Here is a 22,453-nt window from a genome sequence, read left to right as displayed (position 1 = left end):
ATGCCATATCCCAATTATTTTACGAAGCAAGTTATAAAAATAACGCAATAAAAAAGGGTAAAACATGGTTAAAACCGTATACCGATTAAATCCAGAAGTTAACACCATGACGTTTAATAATAATTTAAAAACTGCCCATCGTAAAACCATCAGTAAAAAATAAGAAATAAAAACCGGTTTTTTTAATGCTTAAAACGAATATGATTAATATTCATTGAACGTAAAATACCAACATACCATGATGGTTAAACTTTAATAAAAAAGGCATTAAAAGAGGGAAAAACAACTGTTAAAAAAAGGGGGGGGTTAAAACACGATTAAAACCGTATACCGATTAAATCCAGAAATTAAAACCATGATTTTTAATAACAACTTAAAAACTGCCTATCGTAAAACTATCAGTGAAAAATAAGAAATAAAAACTGGCTTTACCAATGCTTACCTACCTCGGAAAAAAAGATAAATGAAAATATGAATAGGTTTATCCGTTTACCAGAAAATATATCTCCAAAAAGAAGCCGTCTTTAATAACGTTTTCAACCGGAGAATAAGCTTTTCCTAAACCAGTTAAATAATCCGATGATAAAAAATCGGCGTAACAAAATCCGCAAATAAATAATTTAATCAAATAATAACTCAGTTACTTTCAGCGTTATTATATTGCACATTTACTATGTAAAGTTAAATACTTTAAATACGCCAGTTTAAACTGGCTTTACACGATTTTAACCCGTCCAATAGCATTGCTTTTCTACGGTTTAATTTAAACTATTTCTCTATTTTATGCCTTTAATGTGATCTAATCCGCAAAACCTTTCACCCTCATTATCAGCAAATTGAACCGGATATTGTCATATCCGGTTCTTTTTAATTATTGACGACTATCATTCGCTTGTTGAAGCAATACCCTGCTTTCCCTCATAAAATGAGGTGCATAATCACCAAACCATTCACTAACATCTTCAAAATTGCTGACAAAAGCCCGTTTGTCTTGGTTTTCCAATATCGCTAGCGCTTGCCCAAAACTTTGATGATAACGGCGTATAAGATCAATATTCTCTGGTGATGACATAATAATATCCGCGTAGAGCTGAGGATCTTGCGCAAATAAGCGCCCGACCATGATCAGTTCCAAACGGTAAATGGGTGAAGATATTGATAACAGTTGTTGTAAATCCACACCTTCCTGTGCGAGATGTTGCCCATAAGCAAATGTCGTGAAATGGCGCAACGCCTGAATAAAGCTCATGTTTTTATCATGCTGTTCAGGGTTCATCTGATGCAAGCAAGCCCCCCAAATCAACAACTGTTCTAAAAACCATTGGTAAGCTTCCTCTTGACGTCCGTCACAGTAAACAACAACTTGTTTTACCAAACTACTAACATCCGGCCCAAACATAGGATGTAATCCCAACACGGGGCCTTTATGCGCCTCAAGCATAGCTTGTAATGGCTGCTGTTTAACGGACGCCAAGTCCACCAAAATGCAATGGTCAGGTAATGGCGGTAAACGGCGAATAACCTCTTCCGTCAAATGAATAGGTACACTGATAATCACCATACCCACTCCCGCCAGAATCTGCTCCGCGTTAGGCCAATCTTGTGGTTCCAGATTTCTGACTTCATAACCAGACAAAGTTAACAAACGGCCAAATAGTTTCCCCATTTTGCCCAAGCCACCAACAATGACTATCGGCCCCAATTGAGGGCAAAGCGTTTTAAACCCTTTGCTATTCTCACTGGTATAGGACTCCCGCATAATGCGGCGCAGAATATCCTCAATTAAATCCGGTGGAACACCAAACTCCTCAGCCTCCTGCCGACGTGAAGCAAGCATCGCCATTTCTCTGTCAGGCGCATAAATCGACAATCCATTCCGACTTTTTACCTCACCAATCTCTGCAACCAATTCCAGACGCGTTGCCAGCAAGCTCAGCAAAGCTTTATCTACTTCATCAATCTTATCCCGCAATTGAGATAATTCAGCCGCCATATTTATTATCCCGCTTTTTTCAGTACTGCCATTCTTTGCGACAATTGCATGCTAATTTGCTGATGTAATTTTCTTAGAATTGCCTCTGTCGTCTGCCAACTAATACACGCGTCAGTCACTGATACACCATATTTCATTTCACTACGCGGTTGCTCAGAAGATTGGTTACCCTCATGAATATGGCTCTCCAACATAATGCCAGTAATAGATTGATTACCTGAAATGATCTGATCCGCAACAGAATCCACAACCAAACTTTGACGACGAAAATCCTTATTAGAGTTACCATGACTACAATCAATCATTAAGGATGGCAATAATCCAGATTGCATCATTTGCTGTTCACATTCCATGACATGTTGAGCACTGTAATTAGGGGTCTTACCACCACGCAAGATAATATGTCCATTCGGGTTCCCTTGCGTTTGTAATAAACACACCTGCCCCGACTGATTTATTCCCACAAAACGGTGTGGCATAGCAGCTGCACACATCGCATTAATTGCCGTGTTCAAGCTACCGTCAGTCCCATTTTTGAAACCAACCGGCATAGATAAACCCGAAGCCATTTCCCGGTGTGTCTGAGATTCTGTGGTTCTCGCACCAATTGCAGACCAACTGAATAAATCCCCCAAATATTGTGGACTATTCGGATCTAAAGCCTCTGTTGCAAGAGGTAATCCCATTTTAACCAAACTAAGTAGTAAGCGACGAGCAATATGCAGACCAGCTTCCACATCAAATGAACCATCCATGTATGGATCATTAATAAGACCTTTCCAACCCACGGTTGTACGAGGCTTTTCAAAATAGACACGCATGACGATGTACAAGCTATCACTCAATTCAGCAGAAAGGGCGGCCAAACGGTGAGCATAATCCAGAGCCGCATCCACGTCATGAATAGAGCAAGGACCACACACTACCAGCAAACGGGGATCACGGCGCTGAATAATATCCGCAATTGCTTTACGTGCATTTGCAATAACATGCAGATCATCATCACTCAGTGGGTATTGTTGCTTTAATTTTTTTGGCGTGATAAGAATTTTCTCACCACTGATGTGAACGTTATTAAGTGCATCTTTTTGCATGAACATGTCGATTTTCTCCTCAAGTTATCATTCTGTACTCATTTTTTTTATACATTTGATTAATAACATATCACGCATCGTAAAGAATACAATCCGAAAGTGTAAACAAACTAAAAACACTGTAAATTATTATTTACAATAAATGAAAAAAGAGTCAATTTAGTGATAAATTTATTCTATAATTAATTAATAAGATTAAAACTATTTCATATATATACCTATGGATTTCAAGATACATCGCGACGGCAAGGGAGTGAATCCCCGGGAGCATAGATAACGATGTGACCGGGGTGAGCGAGTGCCGCCAACAAAGAGGCAACTTGAAGGATAACGGGTATATATCGATCTTTTAAACTTAATATACTCGGGCCGGAAAATCCGGCCTCTTTATTAAAATGTCTGTTACAAAGCTTGCTGTAAAAAAGCAATTAATTCCTGATTAACTTTATAGGGTTGCTCCAATGTGGAAATATGCCCTGCATCCGGGATAATAATATGATCACAGTGCAATATTTCAGCCATCAAATAACCCTCCAGAGGCGGGCGAGGCGTATCTTGTTCACCAGTAATAACAAGCGAGGGAATATCTAATTTTTCCAACAAATGAGTGCTATCTTCACGCCCAAATATTATTCTACCTAACGGAACAATACTATTACGCAATACTTCCGCAGGAATGGCTACCAGACGCTGAGTTAATTCATCAACCAAATGCTGAGCAGGTTGTTGGCTAAAGAAGGCTGGCACTATCTGCTGTTGCAAAATAGATTGAGGAATTGCACCAACCTGTTCTATCGCATCCAGCATGGCAAAGTATTTTGTATAAGTCACCTCCGGTTCTAATCCGACAAAGGTATCCATCAAAACCAGTGCCTTAACTCTGTCCGGCGCCATAGCAACCAACTCAATTCCCCACATACCACCAGCAGATAAACCGATGATAGCGAATTCTTTAATGCCAAGTTGATCCATCAACGCCAGGTAATCCCGAGCCAAATCAGCCAAAGTGCTATGTTGTTCTGGTAGCTCTCCCGAGTTTCCATGCCCCCAGAGATCAGGAGCAATCACCCGGTATTTTTTACTTAAGGCCTCGATCTGAGGCTCCCACATAGTAGAATCAAACAAATAGCTATGTCCCAATAATAACGGGAAACCTTCACCTTCATCTCGGTAAGCCATTGTTTTGTTATGTATTTGAAAAGTTTTCAAAGCAAATCCTTATAGTCAGTTAATCACGTCTGAAATTATTCTATACCCGTCATCTTTCAAGTTGCCTCTTTGTTGGCTGCACTCGCTCACCCCGGTCACATAGTTATCTATGCTCCCGGGGATTCACTCCCTTGCCGTCGCGATGCATCTTGAAATCCATAGGGTATAAAACTCTCAAAATAATTGTCTTTAAGATTATTACGATCTGATAATAATGTATTGCCGAATAATTTATCGATGAGTAAACATCCTTCTTCATAAAAGGCAACATTGATTTCGTTCCTGAGGAGCGTAATAAAAAACCCTCCCAAAACCCACCCGTATTCAACCTGATTCTTCACTACAGTAATTAAAAATATAGCAGAGCCAAAACCAAATTGATGACCACGCCCGCAAAACGCAGTTTTAAATTAAGCGTAAAAAAAGAGGCCAGCAATTGCTGACCTCTTTAACGATAACTTTCGGATGTAACGAAAGCGTATTATTTGCTGTTCAGACGCTCTTTAATACGAGCAGCTTTACCAGAACGCTCACGCAGATAGTACAATTTAGCTCTACGAACAGCACCACGACGTTTAACGTTAATGCTGTCTACGACTGGGGAGTGAGTCTGGAATACACGCTCAACACCTTCGCCGTTAGAAACTTTGCGAACAGTGAATGCAGAGTGCAGACCGCGGTTACGGATAGCAATAACCACGCCCTCGAATGCCTGCAGACGTTTCTTAGCACCTTCTACGACCCATACCTTAACTTCCACGGTGTCACCCGGACGGAATGAAGGTACGTCTTGCTTCATCTGCTCTTGTTCTAGTTGTTTAATAATGTTGCTCATAATAATTCTCTTACCCTAGGTAAACTGATATATCAGAGACATTCCCTTCGGGGATATGTCTGGATTAATGAGTTGCTTCAGTTAGATGTTCCCGTTGGAACTCTGTTAGCAATATCCTTTGCTCGTCAGTCAGAGCTAGGTTTTCCAGAAGTTCAGGTCTTCTAAGCCAGGTCCGGCCAAGCGATTGTTTCATCCGCCAGCGATTAATTTCAGCATGATTTCCAGACAGCAACACTGGTGGAACTTCCATACCATCTAATACCTCCGGGCGAGTATAGTGCGGACAATCCAGCAATCCATCAGCAAAAGAGTCCTCCTCCGCTGATGCCTGATGCCCCAGAACGCCCGGAATGAACCGAGAAACTGAGTCAATCATCGTCATTGCAGGGATTTCACCACCGCTGAGCACGTAATCACCGATAGACCACTCTTCGTCAATCTCGGTTTGGATCACCCGCTCATCTATCCCTTCATAGCGGCCACAAATCAAAATCAGTTTTTCATTTGTTGCCAGCTCACAAACCCCTTGTTGGTTGAGTTTGCGCCCCTGAGGTGAAAGATAAATCACTTTTGCACCTTCGCCTGCCGCAGTTTTTGCTGCATGAATGGCTTCCCGTAAAGGCTGAACCATCATCAACATGCCTGGACCACCGCCATAAGGCCGATCGTCAACAGTACGATGCCGGTCATGGGTAAACTCCCGTGGATTCCAGCATTCAATACTTAACAGGCCATTTTTCACTGCCCGGCCAGTTACCCCATAATCGGTTATTGCGCGGAACATTTCAGGAAACAGGCTAATAACCCCAATCCACATTATCGCGTCCCACTCATTTAAACCGCTTATAACCGGAGTTTAAAAACCAGGATCCCAATCTACTTCAATGGTTTTAGTAGCGAGATCGACTTTCTTGATAACCTGCCCATCAAGAAACGGAATTAGCCGTTCCTTGATACCGAATGCATCTTTCAGGTTTGCTTTAATTACCATTACGTCGTTAGAACCGGTTTCCATCATGTCATTGATAGTCCCCAAGTTATAACCTGCTGTGCTGATTACTTGGCAGCCTATTAAGTCTTTCCAGTAGTAATCACCCGTATCCAGCTCTGGCAGTTGTTCTGAATCTACAATAATTTCGCAATTAGTCAGTAAATTCGCAGCATCCAGATCATCAATACCTTTAATTTTGATGATCATATCCTGATTGTGGTGTTTCCAGGCTTCCAGTTCGATGTGTTGCCACCGACCCGCTCGTTGAATAAACCACGGTTGATACGCAAAAATGTCTTCGGCATGTTCGGTGGAAGAAAAAACTCTGAGCCAACCACGAATACCATAAGTTGAACCTAGTTTTCCCAATACAATTGGTTTTACAGGTAGTTCAAAACAGGTTTGCCTGCTCATAGTTACCACCGCGACAGATTAAGCTGCTTTTTTGGCGTCTTTGATCAGTGTAGAAACACGATCAGACACAGTTGCACCCAGACCAATCCAATGTTCAATACGGTCCAGATCTAAACGCAATGCTTCTGCTTTCCCTGTTGCAATAGGGTTGAAGAAGCCAACGCGCTCGATAAAGCGACCATCACGCGGGCTGCGGCTATCGGTCACGACTACTTGGTAAAACGGACGCTTTTTGGCGCCGCCACGAGCTAAACGAATTGTTACCATAACATCCTCATTAGTTAACAAAACAACCAGACTTCATCGAGGAACGAAGTCCGGTTGTCAGATAAAAAGCCCGAAAAGTTTACTCACTTTGGCGTAAAAAGCAATCCAAAGTGGATATTCTTCGAGACTTTATCGATTAACGGCCCATAAATCCGGGTGGCATCATGCCTTTCATACCACGCATCATTTTTGCCAGGCCGCCTTTCTTCATTTTTTTCATCATGCGCTGCATTTCGTCAAATTGTTTAAGCAAGCGGTTAACGTCTTGAACCTGAGTGCCAGAACCATTGGCAATACGACGTTTACGAGAACCTTTGATTATTTCTGGTTTTTGCCGCTCTTTACGCGTCATGGAATTGATAATCGCTTCCATTTTCACCAGAATTTTATCATCCATCTGGGATTTCACTGCATCTGGCACTTGAGACATCCCCGGCATTTTGCTTAACATGCTGGCCATTCCCCCCATGTTACGCATCTGCTTTAGCTGATCTAGAAAATCATTTAAATCGAAGCCGTCACCTTTCTTTAGTTTAGAAGCCAGCTTTTCAGCCTGGGTGCGATCGACTTTACTTTCAATCTCTTCAATCAGGGAGAGGACATCACCCATTCCAAGGATGCGAGAGGCAATACGATCCGGATGGAATGGCTCCAGTGCATCCGTTTTTTCACCAACACCCAGAAATTTAATCGGCTTACCGGTAATATGACGGATAGATAACGCAGCACCGCCACGGGCATCACCATCGACTTTCGTTAACACGACACCCGTCAGTGGCAATGCTTCATTGAAAGCTTTCGCGGTATTAGCCGCATCCTGCCCCGTCATTGCATCAACAACAAACAGGGTTTCTACTGGATTAATGGCTTTATGGACCTGTTTGATTTCATCCATCATCGCTTCGTCAACATGCAGACGACCCGCCGTATCCACCAAAAGCACATCATAAAATTTCAATTTGGCGTGCTGTACCGCTTGAGTCACGATATCAACGGGTTTTTCCTGAGCATCAGAAGGGTAGAAATCAATACCCACTGCCTGCGCCAAGGTTTCAAGCTGTTTGATAGCCGCTGGACGATAGACGTCAGCAGATACCACCAAAACTTTTTTCTTCTGTTTTCCTTTCAGAAAGCTACCTAGCTTGGCAACGCTGGTCGTTTTACCTGCACCTTGCAGACCTGCCATTAATACAACAGCAGGCGGCTGAGTAGAAAGATTCAGTTCACTGTTAACTTCTCCCATCGCCTTAACGAGTTCATTTTGAACAATTTTGACAAACTCTTGGCCGGGAGTCAGGCTTTTATTAACTTCGTGGCCTACCGCGCTCTCTTTAACACATGAAATAAAATCACGCACTACAGGCAATGCGACGTCAGCTTCAAGTAAAGCCATGCGAACTTCGCGCAGTGTCTCTTTAATATTATCTTCGGTCAGTCGCCCACGGCCACTGATATTGCGCAATGTGCGCGATAGTCTGTCGGTTAAATTATCAAACATTGTCTCTGCTCAATTTTTAAAAATGGGCTACCTGTAAGGCGTATTCCGCAAATTATAACACGATGGAAAGGGATCTCTGCACAGAGATTCACACCGATGATCAACAACGGTTGGAGGCTACCCTTGCTGGCGGTATACTTAAGCTTTAATTCAACCTAAGACTATCGCTAAAACGACTAATGCTATGCCAGTATTTTCTATAATTTCTTCATTCGCTTATTTATTCAGTCTGGTACTGATTATTCCCGGATTACTGCGGAAACCCAAAGGATACCGCAGGCTGGCATTACTTTCCGCGATTGTCGCTTTAATTTGTCATGCTATTGCACTTAAACACCAGATATTCCACGTCAGCAGCGGGCAAAACCTCACTCTCCTAAACCTAGGTTCTATTGTCAGTTTATTGACTTGTATCATAATGACAATTGTTGCTTCTCACGGCCGTGCCTGGTTCCTGCTACCCATTGTTTACAGTTTTTCCATGATAAATTTGGTCTTAGCGAGTCTTATGCCAGGTGAATTTATCACCCATCTAGAGGCCAGCTTTGAATTATCTATCCATATTGGGTTGGCACTTCTTGGTTATGCGACTTTACTTATCGCTGCATTATATGCATTACAGCTTGGGTGGTTGGATCATCAGCTTAAAAATAAAAAACTCACTTTTACGCCAGATATGCCCCCATTAATGTTCATTGAACGCAAAATGTTTCATATCACTCAACTTGGCGTAATATTGCTAACGCTGACGCTCTGCACCGGCATCCTCTATATGGATAATATTTTCAGTAGCGAAAACATCCATAAAGCAATTTTGTCTATTATCGCATGGTTTGTTTACATTGTTTTATTATGGGGTCACTACCATGATGGATGGCGCGGTAAACGCGTTATCTGGTTTAATCTGATCGGCGCATTTACCCTGACACTCGCCTATTTCGGTAATCGATTATTGCAGGAAATCATGATTTACTAGCAGTATGATGTTCAATCAATACTTGGAAGGAGTTCTGCTTTGGAGCATGTCTCAACAAGCACATTACTGATTATTTTAATCATCATGGTCATTGTCTCAGCTTATTTCTCCGCCTCCGAGACAGGTATGATGACAATGAATCGTTATCGCTTACGTCATCTGGCAAAGCAAGGGAACCACTCTGCCCGCAGAGTTGAAGCATTACTTCGTCATCCTGAGCAGCTCATCAGTCTGATTCTTATCGGCAATAATCTGGTTAATATTCTTGCCTCAGCACTCGCGACCATCATTGGTATGCGCCTTTATGGTGATGCCGGAGTTGCTATCGCAACGGGCATTTTGACCTTTATTGTGCTGATATTTTCTGAAGTTATGCCAAAAACGATAGCCGCCCTCTATCCTGAAAGAGTCGCTTTTCCGAGTAGTTTTTTGCTCCGCCCGTTACAGAAAATCATGCTGCCGTTGGTCTGGGTGCTAAATAAAATTACTTTATTGTTAATGCGTTGCCTTGGTATTAAACAACCTACTGGCTCCAGTCACGCAATGAATAAAGATGAACTTCGCACTATTGTGAATGAATCAAATGCCAAGCTATCACGGCAACATCAGGACATGCTGATTTCAATTTTAGATCTGGAAAAAGTCACAATCGGCGACATTATGGTTCCCCGTAATGAAATTGTTGGCATTGATATTAATGATGACTGGAAATCCATCATACGGCAATTAACTCATTCACCTCATGGCCGGATCGTGCTCTATCGTGATTCACTTGATGATGCTATTGGTATGCTTCGTGTGCGTGAAGCTTACCGATTGATGACAGAAAAAAAAGAGTTCACCAAAAGAAACCTGATCAAAGCAGCAGATAAAATCTACTATGTCCCCGTCAGCACGCCACTTAATATCCAGTTAGTCAATTTCCAACGTAATAAGGAGAAGGCCGGGCTCATCGTTGATGAATACGGTGATATTCAAGGTCTGGTCACTGTTGAAGATATCCTCGAAGAGATTGTCGGTGATTTTACAACATCAATGTCTCCTTCTCTGGCAGAAGAAGTTTCACCACAAAGCGATGGGACTATTTTGATTGACGGGACAGCCAATATCCGCGAATTAAATAAAGCCTTTAACTGGGCATTGCCTGTTAATGGGCCACGAACGGTTAATGGTATGGTGCTTGAAGAGTTGGGAGAAATACCCGCACTTAACGTACAAGTGCAAATCGGCAAATATAATTTTGAAGTACTTTCAGTCAACGATAATGTCATTAAACAAGTGCGAGTCACTCCCATTAGCCCATTTCCTGAGCAAAAAGCACAAGCTATTTAAATCGCAGCAGAAAATTGACGCCGTTGGAGGCTCACCTCCAACGGCAAGTTCCTGTTAATATACCCGTCATCTCAGGAACCTGAAATAGTATCACTACTATAGAACTACACTTTCAATTCGGTCAGTTTTTCTTCTGGCAATGCTAACTCATCATTCTTATTAACGAGGACGTCTGAATCAAGAATATGATGTGCAATATCCTGAGCCTCTGTCAGTGAATGCATGTGATAAGTACCGCATTGATAAATATTTAGTTCTGGGATCTGGCTCTGATCTTTCACTTTCAAGACATCCGCCATAGCCGCTTTCCATGCGTCTACAACACGTATTTCTGCCGGTGCGCCAATCAAGCTCATATAAAAACCTGTTCGACATCCCATTGGCGATATATCAATAATCTCAACGCCCTCACCATTGAGGTGATTGCGCATAAAACCAGCAAACAAATGTTCAAGTGTATGAATACCCTTTTCAGGCATAACCTGTTTATTGGGTATGCAGAAACGTAAGTCGAAAACTGTGATGGTGTCGCCATGAGGCGTTTTCATCGTCTTAGCCACTCTTACGGCTGGCGCATTCATTCGAGTATGGTCAACAGTAAAACTATCCAGTAAAGGCATTTCTTCATCTCCACAAAAAATTCAGATTTTTCTTCAAGCAAATGAAACTTTTTCATCTGCCACCGGTCATAAAGAATGAAACACGCGTCATTATTATCCCTATTCTCTAGAAAATCCTCTTCGGCCACTTTTACTTGTGGCCATTTTCTTTTCTAGCATCCTGTCTGTTGTTTCAGATACTCATCAAAACTCATCGTATCCTCACGTTCCAACGCGTCTTGTCGCTCTACGGAGGCCCTGCGTTCTATAGCGAACTGCTCGTCGCTAATAACCTCATATTTCTCATTGATCAGTTGCTGATGGTATTCATCTGCTAGTTCCAGTCCAAAGCCACCAATGCCCTGACTCTTCATTTTTTCCAGCACGCGAGCTGATAAAGTCAGTGATGAATCATCAAACATAGCAATTAATTCTTCGCAAACCTTTTGATACTGTGTGCCAGAACAACTATCCAATATTGCAGCAACCCGTTTCAAGTCACTAAATAACTTTTTGCCAACTTTTACTAACGGCTCTTCCACACTTCCACAACCAAGACCAATCATTTGCCCCGGTTTACGCCCTGCAAGGATCACTCTATTCCAATTCTTACGGCAACAATCTAATTCATCACTGCCCATTTCCGGCGCTTCGGCAAGCACACACCATATTAAGAATAGGTCAAGAAAACGAATTTGTGTTTCATTGACGCCAATCGCAGCAAATGGATTAATATCCAATGAACGAACTTCGATATATTCCACTCCCCCACGCAGCAATGCATCAGAAGGCGATTCATTCCCTCTAGTGACACGCTTAGGTCGGATTGGCGCATACAACTCATTTTCAATTTGTAAGACGTTGGTATTGAGCTGAATATGTTTATCACCTTGTTTAGTGCCCAACTTAGCAAACTCATCAGATGGTTTGTGGATCGCTTTTCTCAGCCCTTCAATATAGGTATGTAGGTTATTAAACGTAATATTCAGATCGCTCTGTGATTTATTGGTGTACCCCAAGTTACTCATTCTTAGTGAAGTCGCATAAGGCAGATAACAAGTTCCATTTTCTGTCCGCTCAAAAAGAAAAGAAGTCTCTCTTCCACGTAAGAACGAGGAACAAATTGCCGGAGAAGCACCAAACAAGTATGGGATCACCCATCCAAAGCGATAATAGTTACGGATCAAGCGGAAATAGCCATTAGAGATCTGTTCTTTACCACTCTCTGCATCTTCAACACCAGCCCAGGCACGCCAAAACTCAATTGGCAATGAAAAATTATAATGAACCCCGGATATGGTCTGCATCAACGCACCATAACGATTTTTCAGACCTTCACGGTATAAGGTCTTATAGCGACCAACATTCGATGCACCATATTGAGCCAGAGTAATGTTCTCTTCCGCATCAATAAAGCATGGCATACTTAATGGCCACATTTTTTCTTTGTCCAGCACACGCGCCGTGTGACGATGAATATCGCTAAGAAAAGAAATCGTATATTTTATATCATCACCAACTGGTGTGATGAATTCCAACAATGACTCAGCAAAGTCAGTAGTAATCCATTTATGCGTAAGTGCTGCACCAAGTGCTTTAGGATGTTCTGTTATGGCTAAACTACCCTCTGAAGTAATACGCAATGTTTCACGTTCAACACCGCGACGAATTCCCTTTAAAATTGTCGGATGCGCCTCTAGCCATGATAGAGCCTTTGATACGTCCGGGATCAATTCGACCTCCCGTAGTGTTTAGAAGAATTTTTATAAGGGTTTACTTTATCTTAAACAAGCCAAATTGTCGCTGATTAGATATAGCAGCAAAAACATTTCAGCGTCATACAGGGAGCGAGTTGGTGATGGCAACACAGACAGCCAGAAAGGAAAAAGCCCTGCTGTTTTAGCAGGGCTTTATATGGCGCATCCAGAAGGATTCGAACCTCCGACCGCTCGGTTCGTAGCCGAGTACTCTATCCAGCTGAGCTATGGATGCATGTTCAGTTTTTTACTCTGGTAAAAGATAGCAGCTGCTTCGATTACCTGAAGGGTGCCTCGGATGGTTTCATCTCAAGGTTAAATTGGCGCATCCAGAAGGATTCGAACCTCCGACCGCTCGGTTCGTAGCCGAGTACTCTATCCAGCTGAGCTATGGATGCGTGTTCAGTTTTTCACTCTGGCAAAAGGCAGTAGTTACCTCGATTACCTGAATAATACCTCGGATGACTTCATCTCAAGGTTAAATATGGCGCATCCAGAAGGATTCGAACCTCCGACCGCTCGGTTCGTAGCCGAGTACTCTATCCAGCTGAGCTATGGATGCGTGGTTTAAATGGCGGTGAGAGAGGGATTCGAACCCTCGATGCAGCTTTTGACCGCATACTCCCTTAGCAGGGGAGCGCCTTCAGCCTCTCGGCCATCTCACCGTACGCTTTCTTTCGAATCGCGACTCAGAACTTTTTTTTAAGCTCCTCGTCACTGCGTGGCGCACATATTACTTTCCCAGACTTATAAGTCAAACAATTTTTCTAAACCTGTGTTTGTTTGAACACTTCACACACAAGATGTGTAGTTTGACACCAAAAAGTGTACTTTGTCAGCAGAAAACTATTACACCTTCAATTAAAGAAAGTGCATGCAAATCATTATTCGCCACAATAACATGATAGGAACACTCTGTTCTTAACGATAGAAAAACAAAAAAGATGGGAAAATAGACATGAGGTTAAGAAACTAGCAAGACAAAAAATACCCACAGAGGTGAGATCCCTCAAAAATGGCGCCCGGTTCTGACAGAAATAGGACGCCAACTTAGAGTCAATAAGTTGTTGGCTGAGATTTTTCGGCCTGAATCCGCTGATAAATTTCTTCACGGTGAACAGAAACTTCTTTAGGAGCATTTACACCAATACGAACTTGGTTACCTTTAACCCCTAGTACTGTAACTGTTACCTCATCGCCTATCATGAGCGTTTCACCAACTCGACGAGTCAGAATAAGCATTCTTTGCTCCTTGAAAATTTAAAAGAGTCGGGTCTTTCGGTTTCCCCGCTATTATCCATCAAACACCGTGAAAACGTAAAACAATGGTATATGCTTAAAGTATAAGCAATTTTAAGCGCATTTCCTACCTATATAGTTTAGCCAAAATAAATAAATATGCGCTCAACCTTTTAACAATTTCACAACAAGATTTCTAAGGCACCATAAAAACAACGCTATGGCGCCCTCTAAACTAGGTAATACCGCTTATAGCCGCGATGCTACCCACTCTTCCACGCTATCCAAAGCAGAAGGCAACGCTTCAATATCAGAACCACCTGCTTGGGCCATATCAGGGCGACCACCGCCTTTACCACCGATTTGCTGAGCTATAGAAGAAATTAACTCACCTGCTTTTATTTTAGCAGTCAGATCCTTTGTGACACCAACAATCAAGCTGACTTTATCATCACTTATAGTGGAAAGCACAATAATTGCTGAACCTAGTTGATTTTTCAGATCATCAACCATCGTTCTCAACATCTTAGGTTCTGTATTGCTTAACTGACTGACCAGCAACTTCACACCCTTCACTTCTTTCGCTTTACTTGCTAAAGAAGAGCTCTCTTGTGCAGCCTGTTGATCTTTAAGCTGCTGAAGCTCTTTTTCCAACACTTTGGTTCTATCCAGTGTCACCCGTACTTTTTCACTCAGGCTATGGATATCACTTTTCACTAATTGAGCAATATCTTGAAGTAAATCAACCTGTTGATGTACAGATTCCAACGCTTTTTTACCTGTAATTGCTTCGATCCTACGGATACCCGCTGCCGTTCCAGATTCAGCAATAATACGGAACAAGCCAATATCGCCGGTACGATTTGCGTGAGTCCCTCCACATAATTCAGTGGAAAAACCCCCTATTGACAGTACACGGACTTGCTCTTCATATTTTTCACCAAACAGTGCCATTGCACCCTTGGCTTTTGCTGTTTCCAGATCCATCAATTCAGTCACAACAAGTGAATTTTGACGAACTTCGGTATTAACCAAATCCTCAACCTGACGGATCTGTTCTGGTTTCATCGCTTCAAAGTGAGAAAAATCGAAGCGAAGGTATTTATCGTTAACCAGAGAGCCTTTCTGTGATACGTGCTCACCCAAAATTTGACGTAATGCAGCATGTAACAGATGGGTTGCTGAGTGATTCAAACGAATTGCATCACGACGTTCAATATCAATAACCGCATTGATGTTATGGTTTACACTCAAGGTACCTTTTTCAAGCTTACCAATATGACCAATAGCCTGACCATATTTTTGTGTATCAATAACACAAAAAGCACAATTGGTATTACTCAGAATACCCGAGTCACCAACTTGTCCACCGGATTCAGCATAAAAAGTGGTCTTATCCAGTATAACAATCGCTTCTTCACCCGCTTGAATTTGATTGACTGATTCACCATTTCGGAAGATAGCAGTTACTGTTGCCTGCTGTTCGTTATGATCGTAACCAGAGAAATCGCTGCGTTCATCAACTTTGATCAATTCATTATAATCAGTACCGAAACCACTTGATTCGCGAGCACGACGACGCTGATTTTCCATTGCCACTGCAAATCCTGCTTCATCAACGCTAATATTACGCTCACGGCAAACATCAGCGGTCAAATCCACAGGGAAACCATAGGTATCATACAGGCGGAAAGCCGTTTCGCCATCCAGAATATCACCGGACAGTTTTGCGAGTTCATCGTCTAATAATTGAAGACCACGTTCCAGAGTACGAGCAAACTGCTCTTCTTCTGTTTTTAAGATCTGCTCAACAATTGCTTGCTGGCGTTTAAGCTCTTCTCCCGCAGCGCCCATCACTTCTAGCAATGGCGCAACCAGTTTGTAGAAGAAGGTATCTTTAGCCCCCAACATGTTACCGTGACGGATAGCTCTGCGGATAATACGACGCAGAACATAACCACGGTTTTCATTAGAAGGAACAACACCATCACAAATCAAAAATGCACATGAACGAATGTGATCAGCAATAACCCGCAGAGACTTATTACTCAAATCATCTGTAGCACCAGTGACATTAGCAACAACTGTAATCAAATCACGGAACAGATCGATCTCATAATTAGAATTGACGTGCTGCAATACAGCGGCGATACGCTCCAGCCCCATCCCCGTATCTACGGATGGTTTTGGCAACGGCTCCATCGTGCCATCAGCATGACGGTTGAACTGCATAAAGACGATATTCCAGATTTCAATATATCTGTCACCATCTTCCTCTGGGCTTCCCGGTGGTCCACCCCAGATATGTTCGCCATGATCATAAAAAATTTCAGTGCAAGGACCGCAAGGACCGGTATCACCCATTTGCCAGAAGTTGTCCGATGCATAAGGCGCACCTTTGTTATCACCAATGCGGATAATTCTTTCTGCTGGTATTCCGACTTCATTCTTCCAGATATCATAGGCTTCATTATCTGTCTGATAGACAGTCACCCATAATTTTTCTTTAGGCAAATTAAACCAATCTTTGCCAGTCAGAAGTTCCCAAGCATAACTAATAGCATCATGTTTGAAATAGTCACCAAAACTAAAATTACCCATCATCTCAAAGAAAGTATGATGGCGTGCGGTGTAACCGACATTTTCTAAATCATTATGTTTACCACCAGCACGAACACAGCGCTGAGCAGTTGTTGCTCGGGAGTAAAATCTTTTGTCCTGTCCAAGAAAGACATCCTTAAACTGGTTCATCCCTGCGTTGGTAAACAGCAGTGTTGGGTCATTATTTGGCACCAAAGAACTACTTGGTACGACTTGATGCCCTTTAGTATGAAAAAAGTCGAGAAACGCTTGACGGATCTCAGCGGTGCTTTTGCTCATAATTGTCCCGAAATCAAGCTGGAAAAAACAGATTTATGAATTGGTTAGGTAGGATATTCCATCACCTATTTTCAACTCACGAATAAACAAAGTGGGGATAAGATAAAAGTTCTTCTATTAGAAGTAAAATCCCATATATACCCGTCATCTTTCAAGTTGCCTCTTTGTTGGCTGCACTCGCTCACCCCGGTCACATCGTTATCTATGCGCTCGGGGATTCACTCCCTTGCCGTCGCAATGCATCTTGAAATCCATAGGGTATAAAATCCCATATACATCCATTCGCTGGCAGCATTGTAAATCGTCTAGGTATTTTCTGAAAGCATGATCGCATAATATGGATAATACTCGCTTTCTGAAAGAAGAAACCGCGTCATTATTAACGCGGTATAAGTTTGATGACAAAACTTTTACAGCTTTGAATACAAGAATAGAGACTACCGATATTATTAGATTAGAATTCTTCGTTATTCATCTCTTCGTTTTCATTGTCTTCAAAATCAGAAGCAGCACTATTGAATTCGCCAGCATTGTGCAACAGCATTTCACGTAATTTTTTATCCAGCTCAGTAGCAATTTCAAGATGTTCTTTTAGGTAGATGGTTGCATTCGCTTTGCCTTGACCAATTTTATCACCATTATAGCTGTACCATGCGCCTGCTTTTTCCACCAATTTATGCTTCACGCCTAAATCGATTAATTCACCATAAGTGTTAATGCCTTCGCCATACATAATCTGGAATTCCGCCTGCTTAAATGGCGCTGCCACTTTGTTTTTTACTACCTTCACACGGGTCTCGCTACCAACGACCTCTTCGCCATTTTTCACAGAACCAATGCGGCGAATATCCAGACGAACAGAAGCATAGAATTTCAGCGCATTACCACCGGTGGTAGTTTCAGGGTTACCAAACATGACACCAATTTTCATACGAATCTGGTTGATGAAGATCAACAATGTATTGGAGCTTTTCAAGTTACCGGCCAGTTTACGCATTGCCTGACTCATCATTCGAGCTGCCAGCCCCATATGAGAATCACCAATTTCCCCTTCTATTTCGGCTTTTGGCGTTAAGGCAGCAACGGAGTCTACGATAATGACATCAACAGCGCCGGAACGTGTCAACGCATCACAGATCTCAAGAGCCTGTTCCCCCGTATCGGGTTGAGAACACAACAGGTTATCAATATCAACACCCAACTTCTTAGCATAGATGGGATCAAGAGCGTGTTCAGCATCAATAAACGCACAGGTTTTACCTTCACGTTGTGCCGCAGCAATAACCTGTAATGTCAGCGTTGTCTTACCCGAAGATTCCGGGCCATAGATTTCAACAATACGCCCCATCGGCAGGCCACCAGCACCTAATGCAATATCCAGTGACAATGAACCCGTGGAGATAGTTTCAACGTCCATTGAACGGTCTTCGCCCAAACGCATGATGGAACCTTTACCAAACTGTTTTTCAATTTGGCCTAGTGCCGCTGCTAGTGCTTTTTGTTTATTTTCATCAATAGCCATTTTTACTCCCTCGTAAGCAATGAAAGGGCTCTCTCACTGCCGATGAATAATTTCTGATACTAAAACATTGTTTGCAATTATACTGTATAATCATACAGCATCAAGTTAATTTTTTATACCCGTTATCTTTCAGGTTGCCTCTTTGATGCATCTTGAAATCCATGGGGTATATAATCTCTGATAACAACGTTTTCAGAGAATAAATGACAGCTTGAAGGCGTACTTCATTTCGATCACCGCTAAAACAACAACGGCGGGACACAACTTCTACCCCATTTACCGTTAGATAGGCAAACCCAAACCACACTGTACCAACAGGTTTTTCTTCGCTGCCACCATCAGGCCCGGCAATGCCACTGACCGAAACCGCCAAATCTGCCTGCGCGGCTTTCAGTGCTCCTACCGCCATTTCTCTCACAACCTGTTCACTGACAGCCCCATATTGCTGTAAAACGGCTTCTGACACACCGAGCATCTGATGCTTAGCTTTATTACTGTATGTCACAAAGCTTCGGTCAAAATAAGCAGAGCTACCGGCAATATCTGAAATTGTTTTCGCCAACCAGCCACCGGTGCAAGATTCGGCACAGGTCACCGACAGTGTTTGCTGTCTCAGTTTCTCTCCTAGCTCAATACTAAGCTGAGTCAGAATTTTTTCACTCATAACACTCTCTTTATCCGGTAAAAGATCAATTTCTTTGAAACCGGTTCCAAATCCACAAACTCGTGATTGTCAACGCCAACAGAGTACCAAAGCCTATCCCTGTTGTAACAACCGGGACGCCTATTTTAATAACCAATGAGTAGAGGCCAAGCATCAATAACATGGCGATATTCTCGCCCAAATTCTGTACTGCAATTGCATAACCGACCCCAATCGTTTGTCTGCCGCTTTCCTGCAATAATGCATTCAGTGGAACAATAAACAAACCGCCAAAAATACCGAGAATGATTAATAAGACGTGGGAAGCCCAAATATTGTGCTGAACAGCAAAAATGACCACCATCACGCCGATTAAAACACCGGCAGGCATACAACGGTGGACTGTTTTAAGGGTGATGAAACGGGCAGCCACACCCGCACCGATAATAATGCCGACAGCAACCATCACATTAAGTATTGTCGGCGTGCTATTGTCAGAAATTCCCAGAACAACAGGTACCCATAAGACCAATAGGAATCTCAGTGTTATACCCGCTCCCCAGAACAAACTCGTGCCAATTAAAGAAAATCGAGCGCCTTTGTTATGCCAAAGAATACAACAAGATGAAGTAAAGTCTGTCAGCATCTTTTTCAGATTCCAGCCCTTATCCTGACGCACCGCCGATAATCTGGGGATAAAGAAATTAGCGACAACAGCAATACCATACATCAGCGCACAAACCAGCAGTGCGATTGCCAAGTTCCAATCAGACAAAAAACCACCAACGACAGAGCCCGTCAGAATGGCAATTATCGTTGAAGCCTCCATCAAACCATTCGCCTTTACTAAACGATCACCATCGGTCAGTTCAACCAAGATGCCATATTTAGCCGGTGAATACGATGCAGCTCCCACGCCCACCAAGGCATAACCCAGAAATGGATCATATCCCAGGCAAATAGTAAACGCGCCCAACAACTTGAAGCTATTAGCAAACAACATCACACGATCTTTCGGGAAACGATCGGCAATTTGCCCCACAAAAGGCGCCAATAGGATATATGCCAAGACAAACACTATCTGTAATATTGGCTGGCTCCAGTCAGGATAAAACTGGGCTTTCAACTGTGCCAAAATCGCAAACAACAGCGCATTATCGGCAAAAGCCGAAAAAAACTGCGACACCAATACGGCTTTCATGCCACGGGTTAATAGCGGTTGAACAACAGAGGATGCATTCACGATTATTGTTCCTATTCAGCTTCACTTTCCAATAACACGATTTCTTCCTGTTTAGCAAAACGTTTCCCCCGCCCGAGAATAGTACAGAATCCCTGTTCATCAATTGAAACAATGTCACCAGTATCGAACCAATCAAACTGAATATTCCCATGCTCATCTTTTGCCACTGGCGGTTCTACATGATTTGGATCTTCAACGCTCAGATACCCTTTCATCATATTCGGGCCACGTAGCTGCAAACGTCCCCCCTGCTTAATTCCTGCTACCGGAATTAAACGGGATTCCATAGCCGGCAAAATCCGCCCAACCGTACCGACTTTAGCCATCATCGGCACATTCAATGCAATGACAGGCGCACATTCTGTCATGCCATACCCTTCTAAAATACGAATACCAAATTTGTCTTGCCAAATCTGTTTAGTATTTTCCGTGAGCTTTTCAACACCGGCCATAACACAACGAAGACGCGCAAAATCATACGGATGAGCAGAATAAGCATAATTCTCCAGGAAAGTAGATGTACCTAATAATACGGTACAGTTACATTCATATACCATTTCTGGCACTACCCGATAATGCAATGGATTTGGGTAGAGGAATATTCGGCTACCAGACAACAGTGGAGTGAATAAGCCAACAGTCAATCCAAATGCATGAAATAGCGGTAGAGAAGACATAAAACGGTCAAGTGGATTGAAATCAGTAATGGTTTTTATCTGTTCCACATTGGCTAACAAACTAGCGTGACTGTGAACGACACCTTTTAATACAGTTTCTGAACCGGACGTAAATAGCACCAAAGCATCATCATCGGGTTTTTGTTCCACCATCGCTTGTTTCGGAAAAAAAAGGTGCCACAAGATCCATAATTTATCCAGCAAAGTCACTGTACCGTCCAAATCCTCAAGATAAACCCAGTTAACCTCCGTAACCTGCTCGGATAAATGTGTTAATCGCTCCTTTTTCAGAAATTGCCGGGAAGTCACGATAGTTTTAATACTGGCAACCGCTACCGCATTCTTCAATCCATGACTGTCGGTTGTATAGTTTAGTAAAGCCGGTATTCTTCCTCTCAAAGATGCCCCAAATATCGCAGCTACCATAATAGTGGCATTAGGTAAAAGAAAACCAATCCGTTCCCCCTGGCAGGTAAAACGCTGCAAAATACGACTGGCAGCCAGTACTTTTTTAAGCAGACTGTTATAACTGTCTTCTTTAAAAGAAACATCTTCAATACAGGGCTTAAAACGACCAAATTGTTTTCGTGCAACCAGTAAAGATTCAAATATTGTTTCTTGTGGTCGGGTCGCCATTCGTGCATTCATCATTATTTCATGCAAACGCTCACCGGCTAAACGACGCCGTTGCTCCGAACTAGACGCATTCGGCATCGGCAATTGTGTCGCAGGCAGAATTTTCATTGTCACCTTCGGAAAAAGGTGAAGTTTGAAAATACCGTTTAATCGGCTGAATAGGGTTCTTTCTAATCCTTCAAAGCGAACAGGAACGACAGCGGCTTCAGATATCGCCGCAATAAAAGCGGCTCCATCATAGATTTTCATCAAAGAACCGGTAACAGTAATTCTCCCCTCTGGAAAAACAACTATTGGCCGCCCCTTTTCTATTTCCTTAACCAACACCCTGACAGCCATTGGGTTTATTGGGTCTAAGGGAACTATTTCAACATAGCGCCTTACCAGTTTCATAAAACCCCGATTTGCAATGTTGGAATAGACAGCAAATACTGGCTTAACCGGCAAGAAAAGTGTTAGCAAAACACCATCAAGAAAAGAGACATGATTAGGCGTGATAAGGCATTTAGGGTGGTTAAATTGTTTAATATCTCCTTCTATTGTTAAACGAAACATTAAACGAAAAACAAGCCTTAGAAATTTAAACAACATATTCGTATCTCAACCCATCTGGAAAAATAAATAGAAGATACTATTTATTATTCGACA

At 42.4% G+C, this 22,453-nt stretch carries 16 protein-coding genes, 4 tRNA genes and 2 pseudogenes; 2 read left to right on the top strand and 20 right to left on the bottom strand.

Annotated features, from left to right (window positions below):
* Window positions 1-871: 871 nt before the first annotated feature.
* From tyrA to ffh, 8 genes are all read right to left on the bottom strand, one after another.
* Window positions 872-1,993, bottom strand: a complete 1,122-nt coding sequence (gene tyrA, locus SLS51_RS12350) for a bifunctional chorismate mutase/prephenate dehydrogenase (RefSeq protein WP_323838822.1) — start codon at window positions 1,991-1,993, stop codon at window positions 872-874.
* Between the two features lie 5 nt (window positions 1,994-1,998).
* Window positions 1,999-3,093, bottom strand: a complete 1,095-nt coding sequence (locus SLS51_RS12345) for a 3-deoxy-7-phosphoheptulonate synthase (protein WP_323838820.1) — start codon at window positions 3,091-3,093, stop codon at window positions 1,999-2,001.
* A 396-nt stretch (window positions 3,094-3,489) separates the two neighbouring features.
* Window positions 3,490-4,296: an alpha/beta fold hydrolase gene (locus tag SLS51_RS12340; RefSeq protein ID WP_323838818.1), complete on the bottom strand. Its 807-nt coding sequence runs from the start codon at window positions 4,294-4,296 to the stop codon at window positions 3,490-3,492.
* A gap of 481 nt (window positions 4,297-4,777) precedes the next feature.
* Window positions 4,778-5,131: a 50S ribosomal protein L19 gene (gene rplS / locus SLS51_RS12335; protein WP_036814090.1), complete on the bottom strand. Its 354-nt coding sequence runs from the start codon at window positions 5,129-5,131 to the stop codon at window positions 4,778-4,780.
* A 64-nt stretch (window positions 5,132-5,195) separates the two neighbouring features.
* Window positions 5,196-5,948 carry a tRNA (guanosine(37)-N1)-methyltransferase TrmD gene (gene trmD / locus SLS51_RS12330; protein WP_323838816.1) on the bottom strand — a complete coding sequence of 251 codons (753 nt, stop codon included), beginning with the start codon at window positions 5,946-5,948 and terminating at the stop codon, window positions 5,196-5,198.
* A gap of 39 nt (window positions 5,949-5,987) precedes the next feature.
* Window positions 5,988-6,536 carry a ribosome maturation factor RimM gene (rimM, locus tag SLS51_RS12325; protein ID WP_323838814.1) on the bottom strand — a complete coding sequence of 183 codons (549 nt, stop codon included), beginning with the start codon at window positions 6,534-6,536 and terminating at the stop codon, window positions 5,988-5,990.
* 18 nt (window positions 6,537-6,554) lie between these two features.
* Complete coding sequence (rpsP, locus tag SLS51_RS12320) at window positions 6,555-6,803, bottom strand: 30S ribosomal protein S16 (RefSeq protein WP_036814097.1); 249 nt, start codon at window positions 6,801-6,803, stop codon at window positions 6,555-6,557.
* Between the two features lie 136 nt (window positions 6,804-6,939).
* Window positions 6,940-8,301 (bottom strand): signal recognition particle protein, encoded by a 1,362-nt coding sequence (gene ffh, locus SLS51_RS12315; RefSeq protein WP_049583027.1) that lies wholly within the window; start codon window positions 8,299-8,301, stop codon window positions 6,940-6,942.
* Window positions 8,302-8,485: 184 nt separating this feature from the next.
* Here ffh and SLS51_RS12310 point away from each other — a divergent pair, with 184 nt between their 5' ends.
* Window positions 8,486-9,277 carry a cytochrome C assembly family protein gene (locus SLS51_RS12310; protein WP_112878360.1) on the top strand — a complete coding sequence of 264 codons (792 nt, stop codon included), beginning with the start codon at window positions 8,486-8,488 and terminating at the stop codon, window positions 9,275-9,277.
* A gap of 39 nt (window positions 9,278-9,316) precedes the next feature.
* Entirely contained in the window at window positions 9,317-10,609 is a 1,293-nt protein-coding gene (locus SLS51_RS12305) for an HlyC/CorC family transporter (protein WP_323838810.1), read from the top strand.
* Window positions 10,610-10,713: 104 nt separating this feature from the next.
* On the opposite strand, the gene luxS is transcribed toward SLS51_RS12305, so the two are convergent.
* The 12 genes and pseudogenes from luxS to aas form a co-directional block, all read right to left on the bottom strand.
* Window positions 10,714-11,229 carry an S-ribosylhomocysteine lyase gene (luxS, locus tag SLS51_RS12300; RefSeq protein WP_323838808.1) on the bottom strand — a complete coding sequence of 172 codons (516 nt, stop codon included), beginning with the start codon at window positions 11,227-11,229 and terminating at the stop codon, window positions 10,714-10,716.
* A gap of 152 nt (window positions 11,230-11,381) precedes the next feature.
* Window positions 11,382-12,941, bottom strand: a complete 1,560-nt coding sequence (gene gshA, locus SLS51_RS12295; protein WP_323838806.1) for a glutamate--cysteine ligase — start codon at window positions 12,939-12,941, stop codon at window positions 11,382-11,384.
* A gap of 182 nt (window positions 12,942-13,123) precedes the next feature.
* A tRNA-Arg gene (locus SLS51_RS12290) sits at window positions 13,124-13,200 on the bottom strand.
* Window positions 13,201-13,286: 86 nt separating this feature from the next.
* A tRNA-Arg gene (locus SLS51_RS12285) sits at window positions 13,287-13,363 on the bottom strand.
* A gap of 87 nt (window positions 13,364-13,450) precedes the next feature.
* Window positions 13,451-13,527: transfer RNA gene (locus tag SLS51_RS12280), tRNA-Arg, on the bottom strand.
* A gap of 10 nt (window positions 13,528-13,537) precedes the next feature.
* Window positions 13,538-13,630, bottom strand: a tRNA-Ser gene (locus tag SLS51_RS12275).
* A 391-nt stretch (window positions 13,631-14,021) separates the two neighbouring features.
* Window positions 14,022-14,207, bottom strand: a complete 186-nt coding sequence (csrA, locus tag SLS51_RS12270) for a carbon storage regulator CsrA (RefSeq protein ID WP_002209449.1) — start codon at window positions 14,205-14,207, stop codon at window positions 14,022-14,024.
* Window positions 14,208-14,453: 246 nt separating this feature from the next.
* Complete coding sequence (gene alaS, locus SLS51_RS12265) at window positions 14,454-17,084, bottom strand: alanine--tRNA ligase (protein ID WP_323838691.1); 2,631 nt, start codon at window positions 17,082-17,084, stop codon at window positions 14,454-14,456.
* A gap of 454 nt (window positions 17,085-17,538) precedes the next feature.
* Window positions 17,539-18,606, bottom strand: coding sequence for a recombinase RecA (gene recA / locus SLS51_RS12260; RefSeq protein WP_323838689.1), 1,068 nt, complete (start codon window positions 18,604-18,606; stop codon window positions 17,539-17,541).
* A 169-nt stretch (window positions 18,607-18,775) separates the two neighbouring features.
* Window positions 18,776-19,270 (bottom strand): annotated as a pseudogene (gene pncC, locus SLS51_RS12255) (nicotinamide-nucleotide amidase); the annotation flags it as partial.
* Window positions 19,271-19,295: 25 nt separating this feature from the next.
* Entirely contained in the window at window positions 19,296-20,450 is a 1,155-nt protein-coding gene (gene lplT, locus SLS51_RS12250) for a lysophospholipid transporter LplT (protein ID WP_323838837.1), read from the bottom strand.
* 68 nt (window positions 20,451-20,518) lie between these two features.
* Window positions 20,519-22,396: pseudogene (gene aas, locus SLS51_RS12245) on the bottom strand (bifunctional acyl-ACP--phospholipid O-acyltransferase/long-chain-fatty-acid--ACP ligase); the annotation flags it as partial.
* Window positions 22,397-22,453: the final 57 nt, after the last annotated feature.

This window comes from Photorhabdus africana (assembly GCF_035181445.1).
Classification (GTDB): domain Bacteria; phylum Pseudomonadota; class Gammaproteobacteria; order Enterobacterales; family Enterobacteriaceae; genus Photorhabdus; species Photorhabdus laumondii.
Note: the sequence above shows the minus strand (reverse complement) of the source record. Positions and strands in the feature narration are given on the sequence as shown.

Excerpts from the sequence above, each read along its gene's own strand:
- SLS51_RS12310 (WP_112878360.1), top strand. The coding sequence starts at position 8,486 with ATGCCAGTATTTTCTATAATTTCTTCATTCGCTTATTTATTCAGTCTG.
- SLS51_RS12345 (WP_323838820.1), bottom strand. The coding sequence starts at position 3,093 with ATGTTCATGCAAAAAGATGCACTTAATAACGTTCACATCAGTGGTGAG.
- luxS (WP_323838808.1), bottom strand. The coding sequence starts at position 11,229 with ATGCCTTTACTGGATAGTTTTACTGTTGACCATACTCGAATGAATGCG.
- lplT (WP_323838837.1), bottom strand. The coding sequence starts at position 20,450 with ATGAAAGCCGTATTGGTGTCGCAGTTTTTTTCGGCTTTTGCCGATAAT.
- rimM (WP_323838814.1), bottom strand. The coding sequence starts at position 6,536 with ATGAGCAGGCAAACCTGTTTTGAACTACCTGTAAAACCAATTGTATTG.
- ffh (WP_049583027.1), bottom strand. The coding sequence starts at position 8,301 with ATGTTTGATAATTTAACCGACAGACTATCGCGCACATTGCGCAATATC.
- rplS (WP_036814090.1), bottom strand. The coding sequence starts at position 5,131 with ATGAGCAACATTATTAAACAACTAGAACAAGAGCAGATGAAGCAAGAC.
- trmD (WP_323838816.1), bottom strand. The coding sequence starts at position 5,948 with ATGTGGATTGGGGTTATTAGCCTGTTTCCTGAAATGTTCCGCGCAATA.
- rpsP (WP_036814097.1), bottom strand. The coding sequence starts at position 6,803 with ATGGTAACAATTCGTTTAGCTCGTGGCGGCGCCAAAAAGCGTCCGTTT.
- alaS (WP_323838691.1), bottom strand. The coding sequence starts at position 17,084 with ATGAGCAAAAGCACCGCTGAGATCCGTCAAGCGTTTCTCGACTTTTTT.
- recA (WP_323838689.1), bottom strand. The coding sequence starts at position 18,606 with ATGGCTATTGATGAAAATAAACAAAAAGCACTAGCAGCGGCACTAGGC.
- tyrA (WP_323838822.1), bottom strand. The coding sequence starts at position 1,993 with ATGGCGGCTGAATTATCTCAATTGCGGGATAAGATTGATGAAGTAGAT.
- csrA (WP_002209449.1), bottom strand. The coding sequence starts at position 14,207 with ATGCTTATTCTGACTCGTCGAGTTGGTGAAACGCTCATGATAGGCGAT.